Origin of the sequence: Paenibacillus thailandensis, from assembly GCF_042685365.1 — a bacterium.
In the GTDB taxonomy this organism is placed as follows: domain Bacteria; phylum Bacillota; class Bacilli; order Paenibacillales; family Paenibacillaceae; genus Paenibacillus_AP; species Paenibacillus_AP thailandensis.
In genome coordinates, this window is record NZ_JBHUMY010000001.1 from 671,120 (window position 1) to 695,152 (window position 24,033).

The 24,033-nt window shown below is 56.2% G+C and carries 25 protein-coding genes and 4 tRNA genes; 5 read left to right on the plus strand and 24 right to left on the minus strand.

Features of this window, described 5'->3' with window-relative positions; all coding sequences use genetic code 11:
- Positions 1-147: 147 nt before the first annotated feature.
- From ACFSW5_RS03055 to ACFSW5_RS03110, 12 genes are all read right to left on the minus strand, one after another.
- Complete coding sequence (locus ACFSW5_RS03055) at positions 148-822, minus strand: hypothetical protein (RefSeq protein ID WP_379269631.1); 675 nt, start codon at positions 820-822, stop codon at positions 148-150.
- A 100-nt stretch (positions 823-922) separates the two neighbouring features.
- A complete protein-coding gene (locus ACFSW5_RS03060; protein ID WP_379269633.1) occupies positions 923-2,140 on the minus strand; it encodes an MFS transporter in 1,218 nt (405 codons plus the stop codon).
- A gap of 182 nt (positions 2,141-2,322) precedes the next feature.
- Complete coding sequence (locus tag ACFSW5_RS03065; RefSeq protein WP_379269635.1) at positions 2,323-2,907, minus strand: TetR/AcrR family transcriptional regulator; 585 nt, start codon at positions 2,905-2,907, stop codon at positions 2,323-2,325.
- Entirely contained in the window at positions 2,885-3,631 is a 747-nt protein-coding gene (locus ACFSW5_RS03070; protein WP_379269637.1) for an MBL fold metallo-hydrolase, read from the minus strand. The genes ACFSW5_RS03065 and ACFSW5_RS03070 overlap by 23 nt, the downstream gene beginning before the upstream one ends.
- Before the next feature lie 166 nt (positions 3,632-3,797).
- Positions 3,798-4,649 carry an AraC family transcriptional regulator gene (locus ACFSW5_RS03075; protein ID WP_379269639.1) on the minus strand — a complete coding sequence of 284 codons (852 nt, stop codon included), beginning with the start codon at positions 4,647-4,649 and terminating at the stop codon, positions 3,798-3,800.
- The gene (locus ACFSW5_RS03080; RefSeq protein ID WP_379269641.1) at positions 4,646-5,503 is read right to left on the minus strand and encodes a sugar phosphate isomerase/epimerase family protein; all 858 of its coding nucleotides are present in this window, start codon (positions 5,501-5,503) and stop codon (positions 4,646-4,648) included. Before ACFSW5_RS03080 ends, ACFSW5_RS03075 begins: the two co-directional genes overlap by 4 nt.
- A 68-nt stretch (positions 5,504-5,571) precedes the next feature.
- Positions 5,572-6,645 (minus strand): Gfo/Idh/MocA family protein, encoded by a 1,074-nt coding sequence (locus ACFSW5_RS03085; protein ID WP_379269643.1) that lies wholly within the window; start codon positions 6,643-6,645, stop codon positions 5,572-5,574.
- 21 nt (positions 6,646-6,666) lie between these two features.
- Complete coding sequence (locus ACFSW5_RS03090; RefSeq protein ID WP_379269645.1) at positions 6,667-7,830, minus strand: Gfo/Idh/MocA family protein; 1,164 nt, start codon at positions 7,828-7,830, stop codon at positions 6,667-6,669.
- A 227-nt stretch (positions 7,831-8,057) separates the two neighbouring features.
- A complete protein-coding gene (locus ACFSW5_RS03095; RefSeq protein WP_379269648.1) occupies positions 8,058-8,483 on the minus strand; it encodes a GNAT family N-acetyltransferase in 426 nt (141 codons plus the stop codon).
- A gap of 44 nt (positions 8,484-8,527) precedes the next feature.
- Positions 8,528-10,351 carry an adenine deaminase gene (locus ACFSW5_RS03100; RefSeq protein ID WP_379269650.1) on the minus strand — a complete coding sequence of 608 codons (1,824 nt, stop codon included), beginning with the start codon at positions 10,349-10,351 and terminating at the stop codon, positions 8,528-8,530.
- Between the two features lie 379 nt (positions 10,352-10,730).
- On the minus strand, positions 10,731-11,480 hold the full coding sequence (gene map / locus ACFSW5_RS03105) for a type I methionyl aminopeptidase (RefSeq protein WP_379269653.1): 750 nt from the start codon (positions 11,478-11,480) through the stop codon (positions 10,731-10,733).
- A gap of 221 nt (positions 11,481-11,701) precedes the next feature.
- Positions 11,702-12,406, minus strand: coding sequence for a glycosyl hydrolase (locus ACFSW5_RS03110; protein ID WP_379269655.1), 705 nt, complete (start codon positions 12,404-12,406; stop codon positions 11,702-11,704).
- A gap of 402 nt (positions 12,407-12,808) precedes the next feature.
- On the opposite strand from ACFSW5_RS03110, the gene udk reads away from it, so the two are divergent.
- Positions 12,809-13,429: a uridine kinase gene (gene udk / locus ACFSW5_RS03115; protein ID WP_379269659.1), complete on the plus strand. Its 621-nt coding sequence runs from the start codon at positions 12,809-12,811 to the stop codon at positions 13,427-13,429.
- Between the two features lie 221 nt (positions 13,430-13,650).
- Here udk and thrC read toward each other — a convergent pair whose 3' ends face one another.
- Complete coding sequence (gene thrC / locus ACFSW5_RS03120; RefSeq protein WP_379269663.1) at positions 13,651-15,042, minus strand: threonine synthase; 1,392 nt, start codon at positions 15,040-15,042, stop codon at positions 13,651-13,653.
- 254 nt (positions 15,043-15,296) lie between these two features.
- Here thrC and ACFSW5_RS03125 point away from each other — a divergent pair, with 254 nt between their 5' ends.
- Complete coding sequence (locus ACFSW5_RS03125; protein ID WP_379269665.1) at positions 15,297-15,461, plus strand: mechanosensitive ion channel protein MscL; 165 nt, start codon at positions 15,297-15,299, stop codon at positions 15,459-15,461.
- 391 nt (positions 15,462-15,852) lie between these two features.
- Here the strand turns inward: ACFSW5_RS03125 and ACFSW5_RS03130 are convergent.
- The 5 genes from ACFSW5_RS03130 to ACFSW5_RS03150 form a co-directional block, all read right to left on the minus strand.
- Positions 15,853-15,938 (minus strand) — tRNA-Leu (locus ACFSW5_RS03130).
- 19 nt (positions 15,939-15,957) lie between these two features.
- Positions 15,958-16,029: transfer RNA gene (locus ACFSW5_RS03135), tRNA-Glu, on the minus strand.
- Positions 16,030-16,053: 24 nt separating this feature from the next.
- Positions 16,054-16,144, minus strand: a tRNA-Ser gene (locus ACFSW5_RS03140).
- A gap of 1 nt (position 16,145) precedes the next feature.
- Positions 16,146-16,221 (minus strand) — tRNA-Asn (locus tag ACFSW5_RS03145).
- A 64-nt stretch (positions 16,222-16,285) separates the two neighbouring features.
- Entirely contained in the window at positions 16,286-16,765 is a 480-nt protein-coding gene (locus ACFSW5_RS03150; protein ID WP_379269667.1) for a SprT family protein, read from the minus strand.
- A 125-nt stretch (positions 16,766-16,890) separates the two neighbouring features.
- Between ACFSW5_RS03150 and ACFSW5_RS03155 the strand changes: the two genes are divergently transcribed.
- The gene (locus ACFSW5_RS03155) at positions 16,891-17,244 is read left to right on the plus strand and encodes a hydrolase/acyltransferase (protein WP_379269669.1); all 354 of its coding nucleotides are present in this window, start codon (positions 16,891-16,893) and stop codon (positions 17,242-17,244) included.
- Positions 17,245-17,321: 77 nt separating this feature from the next.
- The gene (cmpA, locus tag ACFSW5_RS03160) at positions 17,322-17,462 is read left to right on the plus strand and encodes a cortex morphogenetic protein CmpA (protein ID WP_379269672.1); all 141 of its coding nucleotides are present in this window, start codon (positions 17,322-17,324) and stop codon (positions 17,460-17,462) included.
- 115 nt (positions 17,463-17,577) lie between these two features.
- Here the strand turns inward: cmpA and ACFSW5_RS03165 are convergent, their stop codons facing one another.
- The 6 genes from ACFSW5_RS03165 to ACFSW5_RS03190 all read right to left on the minus strand — a co-directional run bounded on the left by ACFSW5_RS03165 (position 17,578) and on the right by ACFSW5_RS03190 (position 23,434).
- Positions 17,578-18,222 carry a nitroreductase family protein gene (locus ACFSW5_RS03165; protein ID WP_379269674.1) on the minus strand — a complete coding sequence of 215 codons (645 nt, stop codon included), beginning with the start codon at positions 18,220-18,222 and terminating at the stop codon, positions 17,578-17,580.
- A 289-nt stretch (positions 18,223-18,511) separates the two neighbouring features.
- Entirely contained in the window at positions 18,512-19,024 is a 513-nt protein-coding gene (locus ACFSW5_RS03170) for an RrF2 family transcriptional regulator (protein ID WP_379269676.1), read from the minus strand.
- Positions 19,025-19,134: 110 nt separating this feature from the next.
- Complete coding sequence (locus tag ACFSW5_RS03175) at positions 19,135-21,345, minus strand: Tex family protein (RefSeq protein ID WP_379269681.1); 2,211 nt, start codon at positions 21,343-21,345, stop codon at positions 19,135-19,137.
- 221 nt (positions 21,346-21,566) lie between these two features.
- On the minus strand, positions 21,567-22,205 hold the full coding sequence (locus ACFSW5_RS03180; RefSeq protein ID WP_379269684.1) for an MBL fold metallo-hydrolase: 639 nt from the start codon (positions 22,203-22,205) through the stop codon (positions 21,567-21,569).
- 18 nt (positions 22,206-22,223) lie between these two features.
- On the minus strand, positions 22,224-22,787 hold the full coding sequence (locus ACFSW5_RS03185; RefSeq protein ID WP_379269687.1) for a thioredoxin family protein: 564 nt from the start codon (positions 22,785-22,787) through the stop codon (positions 22,224-22,226).
- A gap of 38 nt (positions 22,788-22,825) precedes the next feature.
- Positions 22,826-23,434: a DedA family protein gene (locus ACFSW5_RS03190; RefSeq protein WP_379269689.1), complete on the minus strand. Its 609-nt coding sequence runs from the start codon at positions 23,432-23,434 to the stop codon at positions 22,826-22,828.
- A 253-nt stretch (positions 23,435-23,687) separates the two neighbouring features.
- Here ACFSW5_RS03190 and ACFSW5_RS03195 point away from each other — a divergent pair, with 253 nt between their 5' ends.
- Positions 23,688-23,999, plus strand: coding sequence for a dehydrogenase (locus tag ACFSW5_RS03195; protein ID WP_379269691.1), 312 nt, complete (start codon positions 23,688-23,690; stop codon positions 23,997-23,999).
- Positions 24,000-24,033 lie beyond the last annotated feature (34 nt).

Consider the following 24,033-nt stretch of genomic DNA (forward strand, 5'->3'; position numbering starts at 1 on the left):
TTCCGATCAAGGACGAACCGTCTCGACGAGAAAATTCGGTAAAAGAAGTGAAATTGATACCGGACTTGTATTTGGAAAAAGCCGGATGCCCCGCGACGGGCATCCGGCTTTGTTTTCGTTAATCGAGATTTACGGGTACCGTTTCTATTATTCCGTTTCGGTATCTCCGGGATCTTCGGTCTGGCCTTCGTCTGCAGCTTGGCCGCCCATTCCGCCGCCGCGTCCGCCGAAGCCTCCCATGCCGACGCTGATGGTCGCGACTTGATCCTCCGACCCTTCGACCAGCGTGTACGTAATAATATCGTCCGCTTTCAAATCGCTGAGCGAAATTTCCGTTTCCTTCATTTCGTTGTTTTCGAACGTGCGCTTGACGATGGACGTCTCGTCCGTCACCGTAAGCGTAACCGTCTCGTCCGTGAACATGTCGTCCATGTTCATGCCTCCCGGTCCTCCGGGACCTCCGCCTTGCGGCGCATCCGACGGCGCGGCTCCCGCTTCATCCCCTTGCGGCGCATCCGACGGCGCGGCCGACGCATCCCCGCCTTGCGGCGGCTCGCCTCCCTGTCCCCTTCCGGTAAAGGAGGACGTATAAACGGTAACGGTCTGACCGTCGACCGATTTTACTTTGCCGAACGTCCCTCTCTCCATCCGCTGCGGGTCCCCGGTTCCTTCCGCGCCTTGCCCGTTTGCCGACGAAGTTTCCGCCGCCGTTTCCGCCGCCGTTTCCGCTACCGTATTGCCGCCTCCCGAATTCGCTCCGCATCCGGCGAGCACCGCCGCCAGAAGCGCGCTGCTCAGCGCTATTTTCCATGCATTGTTCATTGTCATCCATCCCTTCATTGTCATTTTTCGCTTGTACCATCGTATCAGCGCAATATGAACAATAGATGAATGACCCCTTAAACGGAGCTAAAAATATAGGCTACGCGCCTAAATCGCGGCTCAAGCCGGGCTGCCTCCGTCTCCGGCTGCTCAGCATGAATAACGCCGTCCCGGCAAAACCGCATGCGCCCGCCAGAACAAGCAGGCCCGGCAGCGGCACATGCGACGACAACGAAGCGCCAAGCAGCGGTCCCAGCGTGCCCCGCACCCCGAACATCATCAGATGAATGCCGAACACGGTCGCTTCCCTTCCCGGGGCAAGACGAACGATATAGGATAATATGCCGATATCCCATATCGCTTCCCCGACGCCTTGAATCCCGTTGCCGAGTACGACGGCGGGATAAGTGCCCCACAGCCCGTACAGCAGCGGCACAACGCCGTACGCCCCGATCCCGACCGTCAGCGTATAGCGGATATCGAAGCGGTCGATAAAGCGGCCGGCCAGTCCGTATGTAAGCAGAAGACCGGTAAAATAAGCGATCCGGGCGTAACCGATCTGCGTATTGCTGAGCCCAAGCACATCGACCTGGATAATCTGGTACAACGGATTCGCCAGCATGTTGCCGAAGCCCGAAAAGGTCGTCGCCAGCAAAAAGACGGCCAGCGTCTTGTTGCCGGACACGAGCGCCCATTGGTCGCGCAGCGAAAACCGGTTTGAAGCGGCAGAGCCTGGCGCCGCATGCTTGGGCAGCCGAAGCCATTGAAACAGGGCGATTGCCGCCGTACCCGTAACGGCCGCCGCGATAAGCGGTCCGGACGGACCGGCCGCGTCGGACCAGCTGCCGACCAAATAAGCGAGCGGAATCATGAACGCCCCCATGGCCATCCGCACGTAACCCATCAGCCTGCCCCGGACGTCGGAAGGATACATCCGGGAAACAAGCGAAGCGTACGCGGGCGACTGAATGCCCATCAGCAACTGATAAACAATGGCGGTCGCCACATAAACGGACGGTTGCGGATAAAGAGCCGGGCCGACGAGCAATAAACGCCCGATCGCGTTAGGCAGGACGACAAAAGGCCGCGGACTGCGGCTTTTCTCGATCCAAACCGCCCACAGCGGCGAGAAAATAAGGCCGATCGCCGGAGCGGCGGACAGCAAGCCGACCTGCAGGTTGCTCGCTCCTTGCTGAATGGCGAAGGGCATAAAAAACTGGTTCATGACGACCGTAAACAAGCTGACCAGGCAGGAGGTTCCGAAATCGAGGCGGGCGTTGTGCCAAACGCGCGGCGTCATCGGAATTCCCAATCTCATGAAGCGGCCCTTGTATCTCATTGAGCTTCGTTCCTTCTTTCCGCGGCAAGCCTGCTGCCCGCCGCCTTGCGTCTAATCTTTAATTAGAGCAAAAATCGTATGGAAGCGCAAGCAATTGTTCCGGAAGAAATGAAACGCGTTCTTTTATGCAAAAGCCTCTTCTCAAGCCCGAAAAACGGTCTTCATTCGGAGGCCGGACCGCGCCGGACGGACAGCTGCTTCACCCCTGCCATAAAGGCGCCGAGCGATAGCCGCAAGCTTTCCCGGACGTCAAGGGGAATGCCGAATCCGCCTTTGCTCTGGATCGAAGCGAATCCGTGCAGCAGGCTTCGCAGTCCCCGGACGATATGGATCGCCTCCGTATCGTCAAGCCCGTACGGCTGCAGGATGCCGACGATCAGATCGACCGGCTTCGACGCGGCTTCTTGGATGTCCGGGTCGCTTTGGTCCTTCAGCGTCGCTTCGTACAGCCCCGGATGGTTGCCGGCAAACCGCAAATACGCTTCGCTAAGCGCGTAAACGGCATCGTCCCCCGCGGCATCCTTTACGGCGGCGGCAAGCTCGCCATTGAAGCTTTCCAGACTGTAAAGCGCCAGCTTGCTCCGCAGCTCGGTCAGTCCGTTAACGTGATTGTACAGCGAAGGCGAGCGTACCCCAAGCTTCTGTGCGAGAGACGCAAGCGTCAAGGCGTCCCAGCCTTCCTGGTCGACGATATCCGCGGCCGCCGCTACCAGCGTTTCCGCGTCAAGTCCCGCTCTTGGCGACATGGTTCTCCCGCTCCTTCGCTTTCAAATTCCGATCCGCTTCTTCGACGGCCTTCCGCATAAGCGTCACCGGGTTAACCAGCATCGGCCCATGACCGGCGGCCAAGACGGACGGTTCCAGCTCCAGCAGCTTGCGCGCGGATTGAAGCGACGTCCGCTTGCTCCAGGTCGCCATCGCCGGGAACGGGAAGAGCAAACGAAGCTGTCCGGACACGGCGAGGCCGGCCCTTGTCTGGAACGCGTCGCCGACAATCAGCGCACGGTCGCGGACATCGAGAAACGACATCGCCCCCGGCGTATGCCCCGGCGTTGCGACGGCGAGCAGAGATCCTACCTGGTCGCCGTCCCGCAGCAGCACGTCCGGCCTTGTCGCCGTTTTTTTCGGCACGCCGCCTTTGACCGGCGTCTGCTCCTCTTCCGGATCAAGCGACACGTCCCCCGCGAGAAGCCGGGCGTCGCGCGCCGATATATAGACGTTCGCTTCCGGCAGCTCGCGCTTCAAGACGTCGAGCGCGCCGACATGATCGTCGTGCGCATGCGTAAGCACGATTCGCTTAATCGGCTTGCCGATCCGGCGGGCCGCTTCCAGAATGCCTTTCGCGCTATACGGAAGCGCGGCGTCGATTAGCGTCAGCCCGTCTTCCTCTTCGACCAAATAGCAGTTGACCGGAAACAGGCGCGGAAGAAAAGAAACTTGCGTCAAATACCCGATTTTCGTCGTTTTCATCGTTAACCCTCCAAAACTAATATCGTTAGTTTTATAATAACTAATGGTATTAGTTTTTGCAAGCCCAATTTTCCGGTCGCCAACAAAATAAGCATCCCCTGCCGCCAACTACGGTTCGACTCAAGGGATGCTTTCCGTTCGGCAGTGTACTGGCGGCGGCTTTGCCTTACGGCCGGGCTTTCGTTGCGCGGCTTGCTTCAAAGCGGTATCCGCCGCCGCGCTTGAACGCCTCCGGCGACATGCCCGTCTGCTGCTTGAACATGCGGCTGAAATGCGCCAAATGCTTAAAGCCAAGCCGCAGGCTGACCTCCGTTACGGGAAGCTCCGGCTGGAGCAGGAACAACATTTTCGCTTCGTTGATTCTGCGCCGGTACACGTACTGGAAGATCGTCACGCCCGTCACTTCTTTAAAAACTTTGGACAAATACGATTTCGTCAAATGAAGCTTCTCCTCAAGCTGCTCCATGTGCAAATCTTCCTTGTAGCATGCTTCAAGCGCCGTCACGATGTCCTGAACGACGCTTTCTTTGCCTGCGGAAGCTTCCGCTTTATCCATCATCGGCTGCATGCACTGCTCGTATATAAAATAAAGCAAATCGACGAAAGCAAGCGTCAGCCGTCCGGTTCCGACCGCGTCGCCCCGCTTGTTGTGCCCGTGCATCGCGAGCAGAATGCGCTCCGCCTCCTCCTTGCGTTCGCCGCTAAGCCGCAGCCGATGGTTTCTCAGCTGTTCGAAGGGCTGCAGGATGTTGACGGCGTTCGGCAGCTCGGCGTAGGGCTTGACGAACGACGGCTCGAAGTGGACGATCGAACGGATGTACGGAACGTGTGTATCCACCTTCGGGCGGTGCAGCGTCATGCCGTACATAATGATCAAATCGCCCGGCGCAAGGGCGTATACTTTATCCCCGATCAAATAATTGCAGCTGCCCTCATGGAAGTAATAAACCTCGTAGAAAACGTGGGAATGGAACTGCAAATCGATTGGCTTATCCGACCGGTAGATAAAATCGATCATCCCGCCAGCAGCTCTCTCATATATTCGGCAAAAGCATGCAGCATATCGCGCGAACGCTCATATTCGCCGCTGAAATCTTCGACGCCGAGGTAGCCGTCGTAGCCGACCGCGCGCAAATCCGAAACGACCTGCCTCCAGTCGACGACTCCCGTCTTCATGCCGGCCCACCGAACGCTCCACGTTGCCGTTTCTTCCGGCACCCCGGCTTCCCGGGTCCAGGCCGCGTTTTTGACATGGACATGAGCCAAATACGGGCCAAGCAGCTCCATCCCCATTCTGTAATTCTCGTAGCCTTCATGCACCATGTTGCCGGGATCGTACAAGACGCCCACATGATCCGGGCTCAGCCCTTCAAGCAGCCTGACGGCCGCCGAAGCGCTCGCCGCGATCGTGCCGTGATGCGTCTCGATCAGCCCTTTCACCCCGTAGCGGGCGCAAAGCTCGGACGCTCCCCGCAAATAATCGCGCTCCAGCTTGAACAGCTCGTCGAACCGCTTCGTCCGGTCGTAGCCCGGTACCCCAAGGCGAATAAAAGATGCGCCAAGCCTCCGGGCGACGCGCAGCACCTCCTCGGTGGCCGCCAGATCGCCGGCCAGAAGATAAGGCGTGACGCTGATGGTCTTAAGGCCCGCCGTCTCCGCCGCTTTGCCGAAGCGGTCGGCCATTTCGTCGCCTCCGGAAGGCAGGATGGTGCACAGGTTGTTGCCCCACGGCGACGGCTTCATCGAAGCGGCGCCCTCCGGCGCTTCCTTATAACGCCATTCGATCCCTTCGATGCCCGCCTGCTTGGCGGCTTGGGCCAGCTCCTCCGGCGACAGCTCCGGCGTCGCAACCGTAAATACGGATAATTTCATCCCGATCGTAACCTCCTTATCGTTCGCTATTTATCGCTCCCTATTTATCGTTCGCTATTTATCGTTCGTTATTTCGTCCGAACCGCCTCGAGCTGAGCCTTGAGGCAAAGCTCCGCCGCCTTGAAGGCGTGAGCCTGCGTCATCGCGTTCTCCGTCCGGTTTAAACAATCGAGAATAAGCGCTCCGAAATACGGATAACCGACTTTCCCGTTGACGTCGAGATGCGTCTCGCCTTCGCCGTTGACGAGATACAGCTGATTGCCCCTCGACTGCCGCGCGATATCCACGTATTTGCGAAGCTCGATATAACCTTTAGTGCCGAGAATGACGGTCCGCCCGTCGCCCCATACCGACAATCCGTCCGGCGTCAGCCAATCGACGCGAAAATAATTCGTCGCCCCGTTATCGCCGATCAACGTCGCATCGCCGAAATCCTCCAGCTCCGGATAGTCCGGATTGTTGAAGTTGCCGACCTTGCTGCTCTGCACCCGGGCATCCTTGCAGCCGGCGTAATAAAGAAACTGCTCGATCTGATGGCTGCCGATGTCGCACAAAATGCCGCCGTATTGCTCCTTGCGGAAAAACCAGTCCGGCCTTGAAGCCGCGTTCAGCCGATGCGGTCCGAGCCCAAGCACCTGCACCACTTGGCCGATCGCGCCGTCTTTGACGAGCTGGCCGGCGAACTCGGCGCTTTCGACGTGAATCCGCTCGCTGTAATAAACGGCGTATTTGCGGCCCGTCGCCGCGGCCGTCCGTCTGGCGGCCTCCAGCTGCTCCAGCGACGTAAACGGCGTTTTGTCGGTGAAGTAGTCTTTGCCGTGCTCCATCACCTCGACGCCAAGCGCTCCTCTCTCGTTCGGAATCGCGGCCGCCGCGACGAGGGCGATTTCTTTGTCCTGCAGGATTTCTTCCTTGGAAGACGCGGCGCGCACCCCCGGATACTTGTCGCAGAACGCTTTTACTTTGGCCGGGTCGGGATCGTAAACGAGCTTCAGCGTTCCTCCCGCTTCCAGCAAGCCGTTGCACATGCCGTAAATATGGCCGTGGTCGAGCCGCAGCGCCGCAAAAGCGAACTCGCCGGCCTGGACGACCGGCTTCGGCTTGCCTTCAGGCGCGTAATTCATCCCGTTAGTCGCATTCATCCTTCTTTTCTCCTCCTTCGGTTAATGTGTTCCGCTCACGTCAAGCGTTATTCCTTCCGTCTGCGGCTTGCGGAAGGTCGATTCCCGAATGCGTTCCTGCAGCTTCTCGTAGAACAAATCTTCATCGATCGGAAAATCGACCCAATCGTTTATCCAAGTCGACAGCAGCATGGCGTTGGACAACATCAAGCCGTGAATGCCTTCCTCGCCCGGGGCGAGAAGCGGCTTGCCGTGAAGAATGGCATCGGCCCAGTCCTGCGTAATGGCCCGGTGCTGCCCTTCCTCCTGTTTGACGGGAATGTCGATTTTCCAGCATTCGGGCTGGCCGAAGCCGCCTTGGTACATTGCGTTGAATTCCGTTTCCGGCTGCCGCAGCCGCCAGAACGTCAGCTTGCCGTCCTCGACGACGATTTTGCCGCGTTCTCCCGATACCTCGAACCGGTTCGTGCCGGGCGACTCGAACGTGCTGGTCACGAAAACGCCCGTCGCCCCGTTCTCGTACTCCACGTACGCCGTGACGTCGTTCTCCACCTCGATGTTCCGGTATTTGCCGAACGAGCAAAAGGCGCGCATCCGCTTCGGCTTCAGCCCGGTCGTCCATTGCCACAGATCGAGCTGGTGCGGGTCCTGGTTAATGAGCACGCCGCCGCCCTCGCCGGCCCACGTGCCGCGCCAGCCGCCGGAATCGTAATAGCTTTGCGAGCGATACCAATTCGTAATGATCCAATTCGTGCGGCGCACCTCCCCAAGCTCCCCGGAGACGATCAGTTCCCGCAGCTTCGCGTACAGCGGGTTCGAGCGCTGATTGTACATAATGCCGAACACTTTGCCGCTCGCCGCCGCCGCTTCGTTCATCTCCCGAACCTGCTTCGTATACACGCCGGCGGGCTTCTCGATCAAGACGTGCAGCCCGTACTTAAGCGCTTTAATAGCCTCGGGCGGATGGTCGTAATGCGGCGTGCAGATCAAGACACCGTCGACGGTGCCGGAGCGGTACATGTCTTCCGTATCCGTAAACGTTTTCAGATGTTCGCCGAAACGGGAAACCGCCTGATTCAGTTTTTCCCGGCTTTGATCGGCGACGGCCGTCAATTCGACGCCTTTGACTGCTCCCTTAGTCAAATAATCGGCATGCCCGCATCCCATATTGCCCATTCCGACAATGCCGAGCCTGATTCGTTCCACGTTGAACGCCCCTTTTCCTCCAAAGTGTTATATGCTGTCATTGTAACATGGAAACGACTTGCGAGTCTTAATCGTCGGGAGCCAATTCGGCTTGCTTATTTAACTGTGGTTGTACTGATCCTTTAAAGGACGATTACCGTTCAGCCTCCTTATAGTCCCCAAAGCTTAGTACGCAAAAAACGCCCGGCGGCCCTTTTCAGGCCGCCGGGCGCTTGCCCCCTGCGCGGTTAAAGCGTTTTGACCATCGTGACGTGCGGAATGCCTTCCTCCATGAACACGTCCGATACCGTTTCGTAACCGAGCCTCGCGTAGAAAGGCTCGGCATGCGTCTGGCCGTGCAGCTTCGCTTTGGCAAGGCCTTGCTCGCGGGCGATTTCCTCAAGCGCGAGCATCACGCCTTTGCCGACCCCGTATTTCCGGTAATCGGCCCTTACGCATATCCGCTCGATTTTCGCGTATTCGCCCACCGTACGAACACGCCCCGTCCCGGCGGCTTGCCCGTTCCAATAGGCCAGCACATGCGCCGCCTCAGCCTCGTGCTCGTCGATTTCGACGTCCGGATTTACGCCTTGCTCCTCGACGAATACTTCCATCCGGATACGGTATGCTTCATCCATCTGCTCTTTGTTTACAATACGCACGACTTCCAACATATCTGCTTCTCCTCTTTCGATTCGGTCGTTTCCGATTCGTATTCTTATACTTGTTCCGTTTCTTCCAGAAACAGCGGCACCAGTTCGATGCCCGCCGCCGAGATGCGCACAAGCCCCTTGTCCGAGATGCGGAGCGTCGGGATGACCACGAGGGCGAGCAGCGACAACGTCATAAACGCATAATTCAAATCGCATCCTGCGGCGGCGAGCGCCCTGCTGACGGAGGCCGATTGCTCCGCAACGGTCTCGAACGGCTCGGTCGACATCAGTCCCGCAATCCGAAGCGGGAATTCGGCCGCCCCCTCTTCCGACATGACGGCAACGCCGCCTTGCATGCGGATCACGGCGTTAGCCGCCTCGGCCATAAGCTCGTCCGAGCTGCCGATGACAAGCACGTTATGGCTGTCGTGCGCCACGGTCATCGCAATAGCCGCCGGCTTGCGGAAGCGGATATTCGCCACAAGACCGACCGAGCGGTTGCCGGTGCGGTGATGGCGCTCAAGCACGGCGATTTTGCACAAGCCGCTTGCCGGATCCAAGGCGATTTGCCCGTTTTCGACCGGAACCTTTACATGGATTTCGTGTGTTTCCACATGGTTTTCCCTAACCTCGATCGCACGGACGCCAGCCTCTCCCGACGCGACAGGAGCCTTGATCGCAAACCAATCGGCGGCAACGCTCGGCTCCAGACGCACGGACTGCAGCATCTCCTCCGGATAGGCATACGGCGCCAGCTCGACGGTCATCCGCCCGTTTTCCGCGACGACGACGCCGGCCGCGATCGTCATGACCACGTTGACGTCCGCCAGATTGCCGTCCAGCAAAATTATGTCCGCATAATTGCCCGGGACGATCGCGCCGATGTCGCGCTGCAGGCCGAACCGTTCGGCGGTATTGATCGTCGCCATCTGAAAGGCGGTCACCGGCTTCACGCCTTGCGATATCGCATGGCGGACGACAAAATCCATATGGCCTTCGTCGCGAAGCGATTCCGAGCTTCGATCGTCGGTGACAAGCATCATGCGCCGCGTGTCGATGCCGGACTCGGTGTGCGCCTTAATCGTCTGCGCGACGTCATGCCATGCCGACCCTCTCCGCATTTTCGCATACATGCCCAGCCGAACCCGCTCGATGACGTCGTCCGCCGTAACGCATTCATGATCGCCCGTTACGCCCGCGGCGGCATAGACCGGCAGGCGCCAATCGTCGGCCGCCCAGGTGAAATGGCCGTCTACGAACCTTCCGGCTTTTAGCGTCTCCTGAATTTCGCCGATCATTTTATCGTCGCCGTACACGACGCCCGGGAAGTTCATCACTTCTCCAAGCGCAATGACGTCTTGGCCCCAAGCATACGCTTCCGCCACATCCTTCGGCCCAAGCGACGCGCCCGTCGTCTCGAAGTCCGGGCCGGTCGAAGGCACGCAGGAAGCCGCCTGCAAATAAGCGGCCAGCGGCGTTTGCCGCGCCTCCTCGAGCATATGGCGGATGCCGGACAATCCGCATACGTTGGCGATTTCATGCGCGTCGAAGAAACCGCCGGTCGTTCCGAGAGGCAGCACCGCCCGCGAAAATTCGGTTACGGTCAGCTGCGTGCTTTCAATATGGCAATGCCCGTCAAGCAGCCCCGGGGCCATATAACGCCCGGCGGCGTCGACCACCTTCGTTTCGGGCCCGATCATATGCGAGACGTCCTTGCCGACATATGCGATCCGCGAGCCGTATACGCCGATCGACATCCCCGGCAAAATTTCTCCGGAGACGACGTTGACCAGCTTGCCGTTCGTCACGACTAGCGTCGCGTGTTTGTCCCCCCGGGCTGCAGCCACCAGCTCCGGCACGCATTCGTGCAGCGGTTTTCGATTAAACATCCTTATAACCTCCGGATTTAACAGATTATCATTGCCGTTCTTATTGAATAGCTTCCAAAAAACCTTTGCCCAACCATGGTCATTCGAAGATAAGCGACCTACAAATTTGCGCAGCAAACTCGCTTCGGAATTTATAAATTCTATATATGGTAAGAAAAAAACGGCTGCCGCCGTTTTTTTGTCGCTTCTACGCTGAACTCGGGCGCCGAACGACGCCCGCTCTCCGCCCTCCGCTTACGTACGCGGACTCCTGTCCGCCGAAGCTCGTCGCTTGCTCTTCCGCTGCGCTATGTACGGGGCGTACAGGGCAGCGGACACCCCCCGCTTCCCGCCCCATGATTGCCTTGCTCCGGGGAAAGCAACAGTACGCTGCTCATCCCTATTGCTTCGTCAGAATGAGCGGACCGTCGGCCGTAATCGCAAGAGTATGCTCGTATTGCGCGGACAATCCGCCGTCCAGCGTTCTCGCGGTCCAACCGTCCGCGTCGATTTTGCTCCTCCACGTTCCCGTATTGAGCATCGGCTCGATCGTAATGACCATGCCTTCCTTCAACCGCACGCCTTTGCCGGCCGGACCGTAATGCGGCACTTGCGGCTCCTCGTGCATCTGTTGGCCGATGCCGTGCCCGATAAATTCCCGGACGACGGAGAAGCCTTCGGCTTCGGCATACGTTTGAATGGCGTTGCCGATATCGCCGATACGGTTGCCTACGACCGCCTGCTCGATACCCTTATACATCGAAGCCTCGGTTACGGCAAGCAGCCGCTGCGCCTGCTCGGATATTTCGCCGACCGCGTACGACCAAGCCGAATCGGCCAGCCAGCCGTCCACGTTGACGACCATGTCGATCGTCACGATGTCGCCGTTTTTCAGCACCTGCGTTTTGGAAGGGAAGCCGTGACAAATAACGTCGTTAACCGACGCGCAAGTCGCAAACGGGTAACCGTTGTACCCTTTTTGCTCCGGCGTCGCCCCGTGCTCCTTCAGAAACTTCTCGACGAACTGGTCGATTTCATGCGTCGTAATGCCCGGGCGAATCAATTTCGCAATTTCTCTATGGCAACAAGCCAGCACATCTCCGGCTTTTTTCATTTTTGCGATTTCATCCGCTGTCTTCAGAATAATCATTCGTGCACCTCTTTAATTAATATGAGATCAACCTCTTCTCAAGGTCTTTCGAAGATAAGCGGCCGCGTGCGGCAAAAACGCGGCAGCCCCTCGAAGTCTCTGCAATATGTTTATTATAACGCAACGCCGGGTGACAACAAACTTTGCGGTTTTTGCAAGTTCCCCGTCTTTCCTTGCCGAACCGTTAACCGGCGGCCTTCCGTTAGCCGCCAGGAGGCAAGCTACTCGGCCTTTAGCTTAAGGTCGAAAGCCGCGTCGCGGTCGCATACAAGCACCCCGTCCTTCACGTCAAGCTTGGCCGCTTGCAGCGACGAACGCCGAAGCTCGTAGCCGCTTGCCCGGCCTTCCCGCTCAAGCTCCGGCCGCCTTCCGGGATGCGTGAAATAAAAGATGTAAGCCTCGTCCCCTTGCACATGCACGTCGGCATGCAGACCGATCGTTCCGTCGTCTTCCCTGACGCCCGGCTTGTCCAAGATGATGCCGTTGCGCTCCCAGCGGTCAAGATCGTCCGAACGGTATACGCCTTGCCCCCGCCATTCGTCCACGAGCATCCAATAACAGCCTTTGAAGCGGAACACGTTTGGCCCTTCATGCGGACGTTCCGTTATAACCGGCCCCGTAACCGTCCAGTTGTACAAATCCGGGCTGTCGGCGGCATAGGTATGGGAGCCGTTCGCCTCGTCCTTATACCACATCCGGAAGCCTCCGCCGGGAAGCTCATAAACGCACGCGTCGATGACGCGGTCCGAGCTGAGCGGTACAACCCCGATATAGGTCCAGTTCAACATATCTGGGCTCGTATAATGCACGATTTCCCGCTTGTGTCCCTTCCATTCGTGCGGTACGCCCCGGATATAGCTGACGTACATATGGTACAAGCCTTCATGCCAGACGATTTCCGGCGCCCAGAACGTGTTCTTCCCCATTCGAAATCAAGGCCGCTTAACGTGCCGCGGTACACCCAACTGCTTCCGCCGTCCGAAGAAGAAGCTACGCCAAGGTCGGTCCCGTGTACCCAAGCCACGTTCGGCCCTTCCGCCGTCGCTCTCCTGTTCGTATAAACGATCCACCATTCGCTAGCTTCCCTGTTCCATACGATCACGGGATCGGCCGCTCCGTCGTACAGCGAATCCCTGAATAATGGCGCTTGCATAGGACTGACTCCAACCTCCCCACGAAAATAATTTCCATTGTACCATAACCTATGGCCGCTGAATATCCGGGAATGGGCCCCGTTCCAAGCAATCCCGCAGTGAAACGAAGCGGAAATTGTGCTACAATACAAAGATTGAAACGGGATTCACATTAGGGAGGTATATGGCATCATCATGCTAATTATCGGCATCGCGGGAGGGACAGGCTCCGGCAAAACAACCGTCGCCCGCTCCATTATCGATCGTTTGGGAGCGGATAAGGTTACGTTCATCTCCCAGGATAATTATTATAAAGACAACGGACATCTTAGCATGGCCGAACGGGAAAACATCAATTACGATCACCCTTTCGCCTTCGACAACGAGCTGCTCATTGAACATTTGAACAAGCTGCTCCGTTCCGAGACGGTACAAGCCCCGACCTATGACTTTACGATACACGGGCGCTCCGCGGCAACGGTCGAGCTGAAGCCGAATCCGATCATCATTCTGGAAGGCTTGCATGTCCTTTCGGACGAACAACTGCGCCTGCTGCTGCATATTAAAGTGTTTGTAGACACCGATCCGGACGTTCGGATCTTGCGCCGCGTCGTCCGGGACATCGAGGAGCGCGGCCGCTCGATTCAATCGGTTCACGACCAATATTTGAATACGGTGAAGCCGATGCACGACGCGTTCATCGAGCCGTCCAAAAAATACGCCGACCTCATCATCCCCGAAGGCGGCCATAACGAAGTAGGCATTGATCTGCTTACCGCGCTCACCGAAAAATATTTGAACGCAAGCAAACTGTAGCTCGATCTCCCTATCAGCAAAGCCGCCAAACGGGCGGCTTTTGGGTATTTAAGGGGCATTTTTCCGATAGCTCCGGAAAAATACCGCTGTACGCCGACTAGACGGAAATGCCGTCCCCCAATTGTTTACAGACAAAAAGCCGCGAAGCCCGCGCTTACAGCGCGTTGCTCCCCGGCTTTCCTTTTGCCGCTATGAAAATCCTTTGCGATGCCTCTGTTCTATTATGCGTAAAACCGGTTAAGCTCCTCGACAATCGCTTCCTTCGTTCCGTCCACGATCGTCTGACGCTGCGGCCGGTCGAACAGCTTGGCGATTTGCTCCGGGAACTCCTGCTCAATGCCGCACAGACGGATGGCCTCGTCAAACTTGGCCGGATGCGCCGTCGCCAGCGACACGCAAATGTCGCTTGCCCCTTCGCAACGCTCCGCGGCCGCTACGCCGCAGGCCGAATGCGGATCCAGCAAATAGCCGGTTTCATCCTTATATTTGCGAATGGTCGCCAGGCATTCTTCGCCTTCCACGCCGTGCGCGGCAAAGTCCCGCTGCACCCGGCGAAGCGTCTCCTCGCCTATTGTAATGCCGCCTTCGTGCTTGAATTGATTCATCAACGAAGCGACGGCCTGAGCGTCTTCATCCAGCACGTAATACAGGTAACGTTCGAAATTGCTTGCCACTTGAATATCCATCGACGGGCTGTACGTGCTTTGGAACGTGCCCGGCCGGTATACGCCTTCCTTGACGAACCGCTCGAGAATGTTGTTTTCGTTCGTCGCCAGAATGAGCTTTCCTACCGGCAGCCCCATCCGCTTCGCCAAATAACCGGCGAAAATATCCCCGAAATTGCCCGTCGGCACGCTGAAATCGACCGTCCGATATTCGGCGCCCTTCCGCACCTGGAAATATGCGTAGAAATAATATACCGTCTGCGCCAAAATCCGCACGAAATTGATCGAGTTGATCGCGGCCAGATGACGGCTCGTCTTATAATCGATATCGGCGAACAGCTCCTTAATAATGCGCTGGCAGTCGTCGAAATTGCCGTGCACCGACAAATTCAGCACGTTATCCTCCTGAACCGTCGTCATTTGCAGCTCCTGCACCTTGCTCACCTTCTGATGCGGATGGAGAATGCAAATTTTAATGCCTTCTTTGCCTTTCACGCCTTCGATGGCCGATGCTCCCGTATCCCCGGAAGTCGCGCCGAGAATATGGATTTTGCGGTTTTGCTTTTGGGCCACGTATGAATACAGCTCGCCCATCAGTTGAAGCGCGATATCTTTAAATGCGAAAGTCGGCCCGTGGAACAGCTCCAGCAGATGGAGCCCGTCCTTCAGACGGCGAACCGGCGTCACTTCGGGAGCGCGGAAACGTCCGTAACTCGCGTACACCATCGCCTTCAAATCTTCCTCGGGAATTTCGCCGTTCGTATAATAGGAGAATATTTCGAGCATAAGCTCTTGAAAGCTCAAGTTTTCCCACGACTTCAGCACGGCTTCCGAAATTATCGGAATATCGCCCGGCACAAGCAGCCCGCCGTCGTCCGCAAGCCCCATCAGAAACGCGTCGATAAATCCGATCTGTCCAACATTGCCTCGTGTACTAATATAGTACATGATGTAATCCCCCTTACCTATGCGACCATACTCTGTACATCATATCATCCCGGGGGCCAATAATCGACTCCAAACAAGAAAATTTTCAAAGATTTAGACGACTGGCGGTCATAACCTCGGCCGTACCGGAATATAAAGAAAAACAGATATTTTAATGCCAGCCAAATCTTCGCTTAACTTCCCGCTAATAATCGGAGCTTATACTGCGAATAAAGAGAAAGAACGCTAAACCGAACAAGGAGGTGACTGAACCGATGATCGTATTCGATGTCGTCGTAAACGGCGAAGTCAAAGAGACGATAAAGCCCCGGACGCAAAAGTTGAAGGACATTTGCGCTTTCGTCCAGCAGGAGTCGAGAAGCCTGACGAAAAAGTATGGCTCCAACATTTACCTGAACCGCCGGGTTGAATATAAATAGCGGCAAAAAAGATGACCATATGGCCATCTTTTTTTAATGATTTTCCTTCCCCCACCCCTCCAGAGGAGGGGCTCCAAGGGTTTGCACCCTCTGGACACCCCAAGGGGCGTCACTGCCACGCGGCCGTCTTCGACAATCCGTCATGCAAACCCCCGCGTTGTCCTGCGGACAAAGCTTTCTTTCGACCCGCCTACGTTAAGTTATGCCTCGGGGTGTCGCCTGCAACGTGACCACCTTCGATGATCATCCCTGCTCGGCTCGCGTTGTCCTGCGGACAAAGCTTTCTTTCGAGTTCTTACATGATATACAATAAGAAATAATCCTAAACTACCATTTAAAACACCAAAAAAAGCCTTGCTCAGCAAGGCTTTCGAATTTATCGTCATATTTATGGTGCGGTAGAGAGGACTCGAACCTCCACGGGCGTACGCCCACTACCCCCTCAAGATAGCGTGTCTGCCATTCCACCACTACCGCACATATAAAAAAAAGAAAATGACCCGTAGGGGATTCGAACCCCTGTTACCTCCGTGAAAGGGAGGTGTCTTAACCCCTTGACCAACGGGCCATGCAATGCGTCTTATGACGAGTATGGCGGAGAGAGAGGGATTCGAACCCTCGCACCGCTTGCGCAGTCTAACCCCTTAGCAGAGGGTCCCCTTGAGCCACTTGGGTATCTCTCCATGGCTCCCCGAACAGGACTCGAACCTGTGACAACTCGATTAACAGTCGAGTGCTCTACCGACTGAGCTATCAGGGAATATATGTCATAAAAACGCTATTCAATTCGTGCCGTTTCATCAGCGGCGACAAGTAATAATTTATCACGGCCTGTCCGGAATGTCAAGCGATTTTATTAATAATTTTCCGCGGCATTTTCCGCAAACGTATTTGGCCGGATCCACTTTCCTTTTTCGCAAATATTCCATACCGCAGTTCCGGCATACGAGCTTGTATTTGTAAGGCAGGCGCCTCCGCTCCTCCCTCTCCGGCAGCGTCCGGCAATACCGCGATCCCCCTACCTGCTTCAGGAGCAGCTTGAAATCCGCGTCCCGGTGCCGGTACCCTCTCCGCATCAAATGAAGATGGTAATGACACAGCTCGTGCTTAATGATTTTCTCCGTTTCTTCTTCGCCGAAAGCCGCAAGCTGATGCGGGCTGATCTCGATATTGTGCGACTTCGTGAAATAACGTCCGCCGGTCGCTTTCAGCCGCCCGTTGAACGTTGCCTTATGAATAAAGGGCCTGCCGAAAAATTGCAGCGATACCCTCTCGACCCATTGCTGCAGCATCTCATCCGTCATGTACAATCTCCCCCAACTACTTGAATTGTAAAGGCTCGATACGCTACACTGTCAAGTAGCAATATTGCGAAGATTGACGTGCTTTATATGCAGGTAAAGCATTATGTTGAGGGGAGTACATATTCATGCCAGCAATGCGTTACGTCCTTATGTCCGATCATCAAACGTTTACGTTCGTCGAAATGCCGGCCACCCACGCCTATCAGCTGAGCGCGCTGAACCTAAGGCTTCATAAAGAAATGGACAAGCTGACGGCCGAGCATGTTCCGGCGCTGCCTAAAGCCATTGCGGAATGCAATGACGTAGAGCTGCATCATCCTTCCGCATCCGTCGTATCCGGCCTCGATTATATCAACGAGCTGGAGCGGCAGTTCGCGGGCATCCGGGAGCAAGCCTACCCGCTTATCGCGCTGTTGACCGAAATTCGCGCGCTCCAGGCGCAGCTGGAGCAATGGTACGAGGAAGAATACGACGAATAACGTTGGACCTGCACATTCGCCCGCTTCCGCCCATATCCTAATGTTACAACAGGTTAGGCTCGGAAGGAGGGATGCGTATGCCTCAATGGCTGTGCAACCAATTAATGCGCGCTTTTCAGAAAAAAGACCGCCGCCAAATTAAATTGTTGAACGACTGCTGGTATTTTTACCAAAGCAAACAAAGCCCGAGCCAGCAAGAGCACCGATCGGGGCTTTGAGCACGTATAAAAAAACAAAACTCCCGCAATTCGGCCTTATGCCGCCGATTGCGGGAGTTTCTGCTTCCGGGAACGTTGAGCAGCTAAGCCAAAGCACCCGGATGGAAACGCCGATTTATTCGAACCGGTTCCACGTGAGAATATCCTCGAGCGGAAGGCGGGTCGTATTGCGTCCAGGTTGTGCCGCTTTTCCGATCGGAAGCAGAATGAGCGGATGAAGATTCTCCGGAATGTTCAGCAGCTCCTTCAGTTTCTCTTTGTCGTATCCGGCCATCGGCACCGTGTCGTAGCCTTTGGACTTCGCGATCAGCATAAGCTGCATCGCCACAAGGCCGCCGTCGAAACTTACGACCTCCATTAACCGTTCCGGCGAAAGCGACGCATACAATTTCACCGCGTTAGGCACGTAGTTTTCTTTAATTTCTTGCGACATAAATCCGGCTTCAACGGCCGAAGTGAAGATATCGTCCAGCTTGTCGTAAAACTTCAGGTCGCTTAATACGACAACAACGGCCGATGCATCCTCCACTTGCTGTTGATTGTTCGACACGGGCTTGAGCTGTTTTTTCAGCTCTTTGTCGGTTACGACGATAAAACGCCAGCTTTGCGAATTGGAGGAAGAAGGCGCCTTGACGGCAAGCTCGAGCATTTCTTTGATTTCTTCTTCCGAAATAACGAAGTCGGGGTCATAATGACGGACGGAATGACGTTCTTTCAATAGCGTAAACAAATCGTTCGAAGCCAATACGGAATGACTCATTTGGATTCCCTCCTGATTTATCTGTGTTATAACTTGCTCAGTTCACGGCAAAAATATTTACCGTATAAGAATTCATAAGCTGCCGGGATACTCCGGGAACTCAAACTCTTATTGGCAAAAAAAGCATCCGATAAAGCCAAGGCCCTTTTCATCGAATAAGCTTCATCAGAAGCTTTTCTTACTGTGACATTATTAACACAGTAAGCTTCTGCCGAATGAACTGTTATTCAATTAATTACAGTATAGATGGAGAAAGCCGTTCTGTCAATTCCTGTTTTTCATATTTCTTTCATCCGCTTTGCTCGATATCGGCCTCTTCCTGCTGAAGCTTGCCGATCGCAAGCGTGACGTCCAGGCTGCCCTTTTCGACGCAAATTCGCTCGGCAAGCTGCGCGATCGTGTAACGCCCAAGCACGGTCACCGTCATTCTCTCCAGCTCGTCCGTTATATCGATAAACGCCGATTTCATCTCCTGGCCAAACGCATTGAATCCCGTCGTATCCAGCATGCCGCTGCAGAGCGGATCCCCGACGCGAAGCGCCGTATAAACGTCGGCAAGCGTAATCGAATCGGCCGGCCTGCCAAGACGATAGCCGCCGTCCCGCCCTTCCCTTGTCGACACGATCCCTTCCTTCGCGAGCTTGGACAATACGCGCCTGAGCAGCGTAGGCTCGGAACAAAGCTGCGGCGCCATCTCGGAGCTCGAGATCGAGCACGGCTTGCGCGATAACACGACCAAAGCCTGAAGCGACAATCCAAACCATTTATGGTTCGGGGAGCTGATGCATTTCTCCTCGCGCAATAGTCTCTCTCCTTTCGCCCGCAATTGTCGAATATGCGAATAAAGTCCTATTACAATTATAAAGGGGTTGCGCGATTACCGGCAACCCCTTTCATTTCGGATAATAAACGTTATGGCTTTCTCATTGTCAGGCCGACGCGCCCTTTTTTGACATCGACGTTGAGCACCCACACCGTTACGTTATCTCCGACGGAAACGACGTCCATCGGATGCTTGACGAATTTATCGCTCATTTGCGAAATATGCACAAGGCCGTCGTTTTTAATGCCGATATCGACGAATGCGCCGAAATCGATTACGTTGCGGACCGTACCTTGAAGCTCCATACCCGGCGTCAAATCTTCGATCTTCAGCACGTCGGTATGGAAAATCGGCGGCGGCAGCTCCTCGCGGGGGTCACGCCCCGGCCGCAGCAGGCTGTCGATAATATCGCGGAGAGTAGGCACGCCGACGTCAAGCCGCGGAGCCAGCTCGGCCGCGTCAATCTCCGACAGCTTTCGCTTCAACTCCTCGGAGCCAAGCTGTTTCAGGCTGACGCCAAGTTCCGCGAAAAGCTTGTCCACCACGCCGTACGACTCCGGATGGATCGGCGTATTGTCAAGCGGATTGCCGCCTCCCGCAATACGCAGGAAGCCTGCGGCCTGCTCGTACGATTTCGCTCCGAGACGCGGCACCTTCTGCAGCTGCTGCCGCTTCGCGAACTTGCCGTTCTCCTCCCGGTATTTCACGATGTTCTTGGCAATCGTCGCGTTAATGCCGGCAACGTAGGAGAGCAGCGAAGCCGAAGCCGTGTTTACGTCTACGCCGACATGGTTGACCGCCGATTCCACGACGCCGGCAAGGCTTTCGTCAAGCCGCTTCTGGCTCACGTCATGCTGATATTGCCCGACCCCGATCGCTTTGGGCTCGATTTTCACCAGCTCGGCGAGAGGGTCCTGCAGCCTGCGGGCGATCGATACCGCGCTCCGCTCCGCGACGTCAAGCGACGGGAATTCCTCTTGCGCGAGCTTGGAAGCCGAATATACGCTAGCTCCCGCTTCGTTCACGATAATGTATTTCAGCTTCGGCTCCTTGCTCCTTCCGGCAATCAAGCCGGCGACGAACTGCTCCGTCTCGCGCGATGCCGTACCGTTGCCGATCACGATCAGCTGAACCCCGTACTTGTCGATCAAGCAGTTAATGAGCTTCTCCGCTTCCGCTACTTTGTTATTGGGGGGCGTCGGGTAACATACGGCCACTTCTAGCAGCTTGCCCGTATCGTCGACGACCGCCAGCTTGCAGCCCGTCCGGTATGCCGGGTCGACGCCCAACACCACGTGGCCGCGAACAGGCGGCTGCAGCAGCAAGTTCCGAAGATTGGCCGAAAAGATCGAGATCGCGTGCTCCTCCGCTTTCTCCGTCAGCTCCGCCCGCACCTCGCGTTCGATGGAAGGCGCAATCAGCCGCTTATATGCGTCCTCGATCACCGCCGTCAGCAGCTCGCGAACGGCAGGCGCCGTTCCGTTCCGCAGCAGCTTGCGCTGCATATGCTCGTAAATCCGGTCCGGGTCAAGCTCGAACGAAACGCGCAGCACGTCCTCCCGTTCGCCGCGGTTAATCGCAAGCGTGCGGTGCGGCGGCAGCTTGCGCAGCGGCTCGCGGTAATCGTAATACATTTCGTATACCGATTCCGCTTCTTTATCCTTTGCGACCGTGCGAATCTGCGCTTGCTCGAACGTATGCCTGCGCACCCATGCGCGAAGCGACGCTTCGTCGGCGATATTTTCCGCCAGGATGTCCATGGCGCCCTGCAGCGCATCCTCCGATGTCTCCACGCCTTTCTCGGCGTTGACGTAACGCGCCGCTTCCGCTACGGGATCCGCCTGGCGCGGCTGCGACCACAGCCACAGCGCAAGCGGCTCGAGTCCCCGCTCTTTTGCGACGCTGGCCCTCGTTTTTCGTTTTTGCCGGTAAGGCCGATATAAATCTTCGACCTCCTGCAGCTTGCCGGCCGCTATAATCGCTTGCTGCAGGTCGTCCGTCAGCTTGCCCTGCTCGCCGATTAAACGAACGACCTCGCGTTTGCGCTCTTCCAGATTGCGTTTGTACTGCAGTTTCTCCTCAATGAGGCGCAGCTCGTTTTCGTCCAGCTCCCCCGTCATTTCCTTCCGGTAACGGGCGATGAACGGAATCGTGTTGCCTTCGTCCAGCAGCGCCACCGCCGCCTTCACCTTCGTTAACGGAAGGCTGAGCTCCGCGGCGACCGCCTTGACGATCCGCTCCTTCTCTTCGGCCAGCTGCTCCGGCGTCGGGCCGGCATTCTCCGGCTTGTCTTCCGCCAAGCTCTCCGCATCCTGTTTATTTTTTATTTCCGCCAATCTACATGCACCGTCCTTTATTCATCGGTATCCCCTAAAGCGAACACAATCTTCTCTATTGTCTCAAATTATGGCGGTTATTTCCACAGCCGTTGCGCTGCCCTCGGCTTCGCTCTCGGTTTCGGCGGCGCCGCCGAATCAAAAAAACAGCCGGCAGGCTTGAGAGCCTCCGGCTGTTTCTAAAGTTAACGCTTGCGAACATAAGGGTTGTTCGCCATTTCGTAGCCGATCGTCGTCCTCGGCCCGTGGCCCGGATAAACGTTGACGCTCTCCGGAAGCTCCTGGTAAAGCCTGTTGATCGAGTCGTATAAATCCCGCTCGCGGCCGCCCGGCAAATCCGTCCTTCCGACGGACAGCCTGAACAATACGTCCCCGGAGAACAGCTCGTTCCCGCACAATAAGCTGACGCTGCCAGGCGAGTGGCCCGGCGTATGCATGACGCGGAAAACTTCCCCGATCAGCTCCAGCTTCTGGCCTTCGTCCAGCGCGTACTCGGCCGGGTTTGCCGTAATCGGCTGCGTGACGTCGGGCCAGCGGGCCGAGCCGTTCAGCTTCGGATCGACAAGCCAGCCGGCTTCCAAATCATGCAGGTAAACGGGACATCCTGCCGCTTGCCGAACGGCTTCGACGCCCGCCATATGATCGAAATGGGCATGGGTCAGCACGATCGCCTCGAGCTTGACGGAAGCGATCCGTTCAAGAAGCTTGGCCGGGCCCATCCCCGGGTCGATAACGATTCCCCGCTCTTTCCCTTCAGAATCCGTATTGGTCAGCAAATAGGCGTTCGTCTGGAGCGGTCCGAGCGTAAACGTCTCAATGCGCATAGGTGATTCTCGCTCCTCTCAAATCGACTGCAGCAGCTTGCGCAGCTCGGCTATAACCAGCGGATGATAAGCCGTTCCTTCGCCGTATCGGCGCATAATTTCCTGTCGCGTCTCGGCCAGCTTTGCTTCGTAATCGGCCGCTTCGCGGTCCGGATTGCTTTGCTTGAACAACACCATCGGCTCCTGCACGTATTCCGGACGCGGTCCCCACTTGCCCAGCACTTCGCCGCCGGCGTCGACAAAAATGACAATCGGAATCGACCGCCCGCCAAAAGTCAAAAACTGGTCCATCGTATCGAGATGCTGCTCCATCACGAGCACCTCCGCCGGTATATCGCCGGCCTCCAGAGCCCGCAGTACGACCGGAATGTTGCGCACGGCGTCGCCGCACCAATCCGCCATCAGAATAAAGCAACGCAGCTCGCGGCCGCGGAGCGACTCGAAGAACGTTTTGTCGTCTTCGCTCGGCCATTCAAACCGGTTATACCAATCGATAAAATCGTCTTTATTTTTCGTCATGCCGTCGATAAATTGCCGCGGAGTAATCCCCTTGCCGAATTTATCCGATAAATTTATGCTCATCTATGTATCCCTCCGTAGCTCGAATACTTCTCGCTCCATTATACCGTTTTGCCGCGCGACTTCAAAAACTTGTACAGGACGTATACGATAAGCAGCGCAATCGCGATCAGAATGGCAGGCTGCACATATTGGCCAGCTTCCGCCTCAATATTGCTCCAGTTGCTGCCCAGCGTCTTGCCCAAATAAACGAAAAGGAGCGACCAAGGGATCGAAGCGAGAGCCGTAAGCAGCGTAAACAACCCGAAGTTCATTCTGGCCATGCCGGCCGGAATCGAGATGACCTGGCGCATAACCGGCACGAAACGGGCCGTAAAGACGATGCCCGCGCCGTATTTTTGAAACCAGCTTTCGGCGATGTCCACATGTTTCTCTTTGATTTTAATATACTTCCCGTATTTATTGACGAGCGGACGTCCTCCGTAACGGCCCAAAGCGTACAAAATCCAGTTCTGGCCGACGGCGCCGATAACGCCGAATACGACCGCGCCGGTATAGGAAATATTCCCTTCCGAAACCAGATATCCGCCGTACGCAAGCACGACCTCGCTCGGGATCACTTCGATCAGCAAGCCGATCAGTATTCCGAAATAGCCGAGACTTTCAATCCATAACAGCAGCCCGTGAATAATATTTGAAATTGATTCCATTACGTTTTCCCTCCGCTCTTCTCTTCTCCCTCTCTTATCTCAAGTATTCTATCATAGCCGTTTGCCCTCCTTCTACAGGCCGTTGGCACTTTTTCCGTTCCCGAACGAAACGGGCGCATACGGATTGCAATCCTTCTCCTCAGTGCCTGTGTCCCGATTCGAAACGGCGGCATATTGTAACTAAAGCTCCTATTCGGAGCCTTCTCACCGAAGTATGACCCTGCGCACGAACCGGAAGGAGGAATCCGTAGCCATGCATACCCCAAGCCCCAAGCATGAAGCGAATTACCCGACGGCCCGCAAAATCCGAAGGGCGTGCAGCAACGAGCTGTACCGGACCGCGAAACGGCTCAAAACCTATATTTCCCCCGAGCGGATGGGCAAAGCCGAAGAACTGTATTTCAAAAAGGTTGCGGCGAACTATCCTTACATTTACGAGAATAGAAGCAAAAGGAAGCTGCTTGCCGATTGGTGGGAGCAGAACGTCAGCGGCGAAATCGCCGCGCTGTGGGAAGTGGAGCAGGACCGTCTGAACCAGGCGTTCCGTGACGCCTTCGGCGGCTGACGGACGGCCGTTTGCCGCCGCTATGACGGCAAAG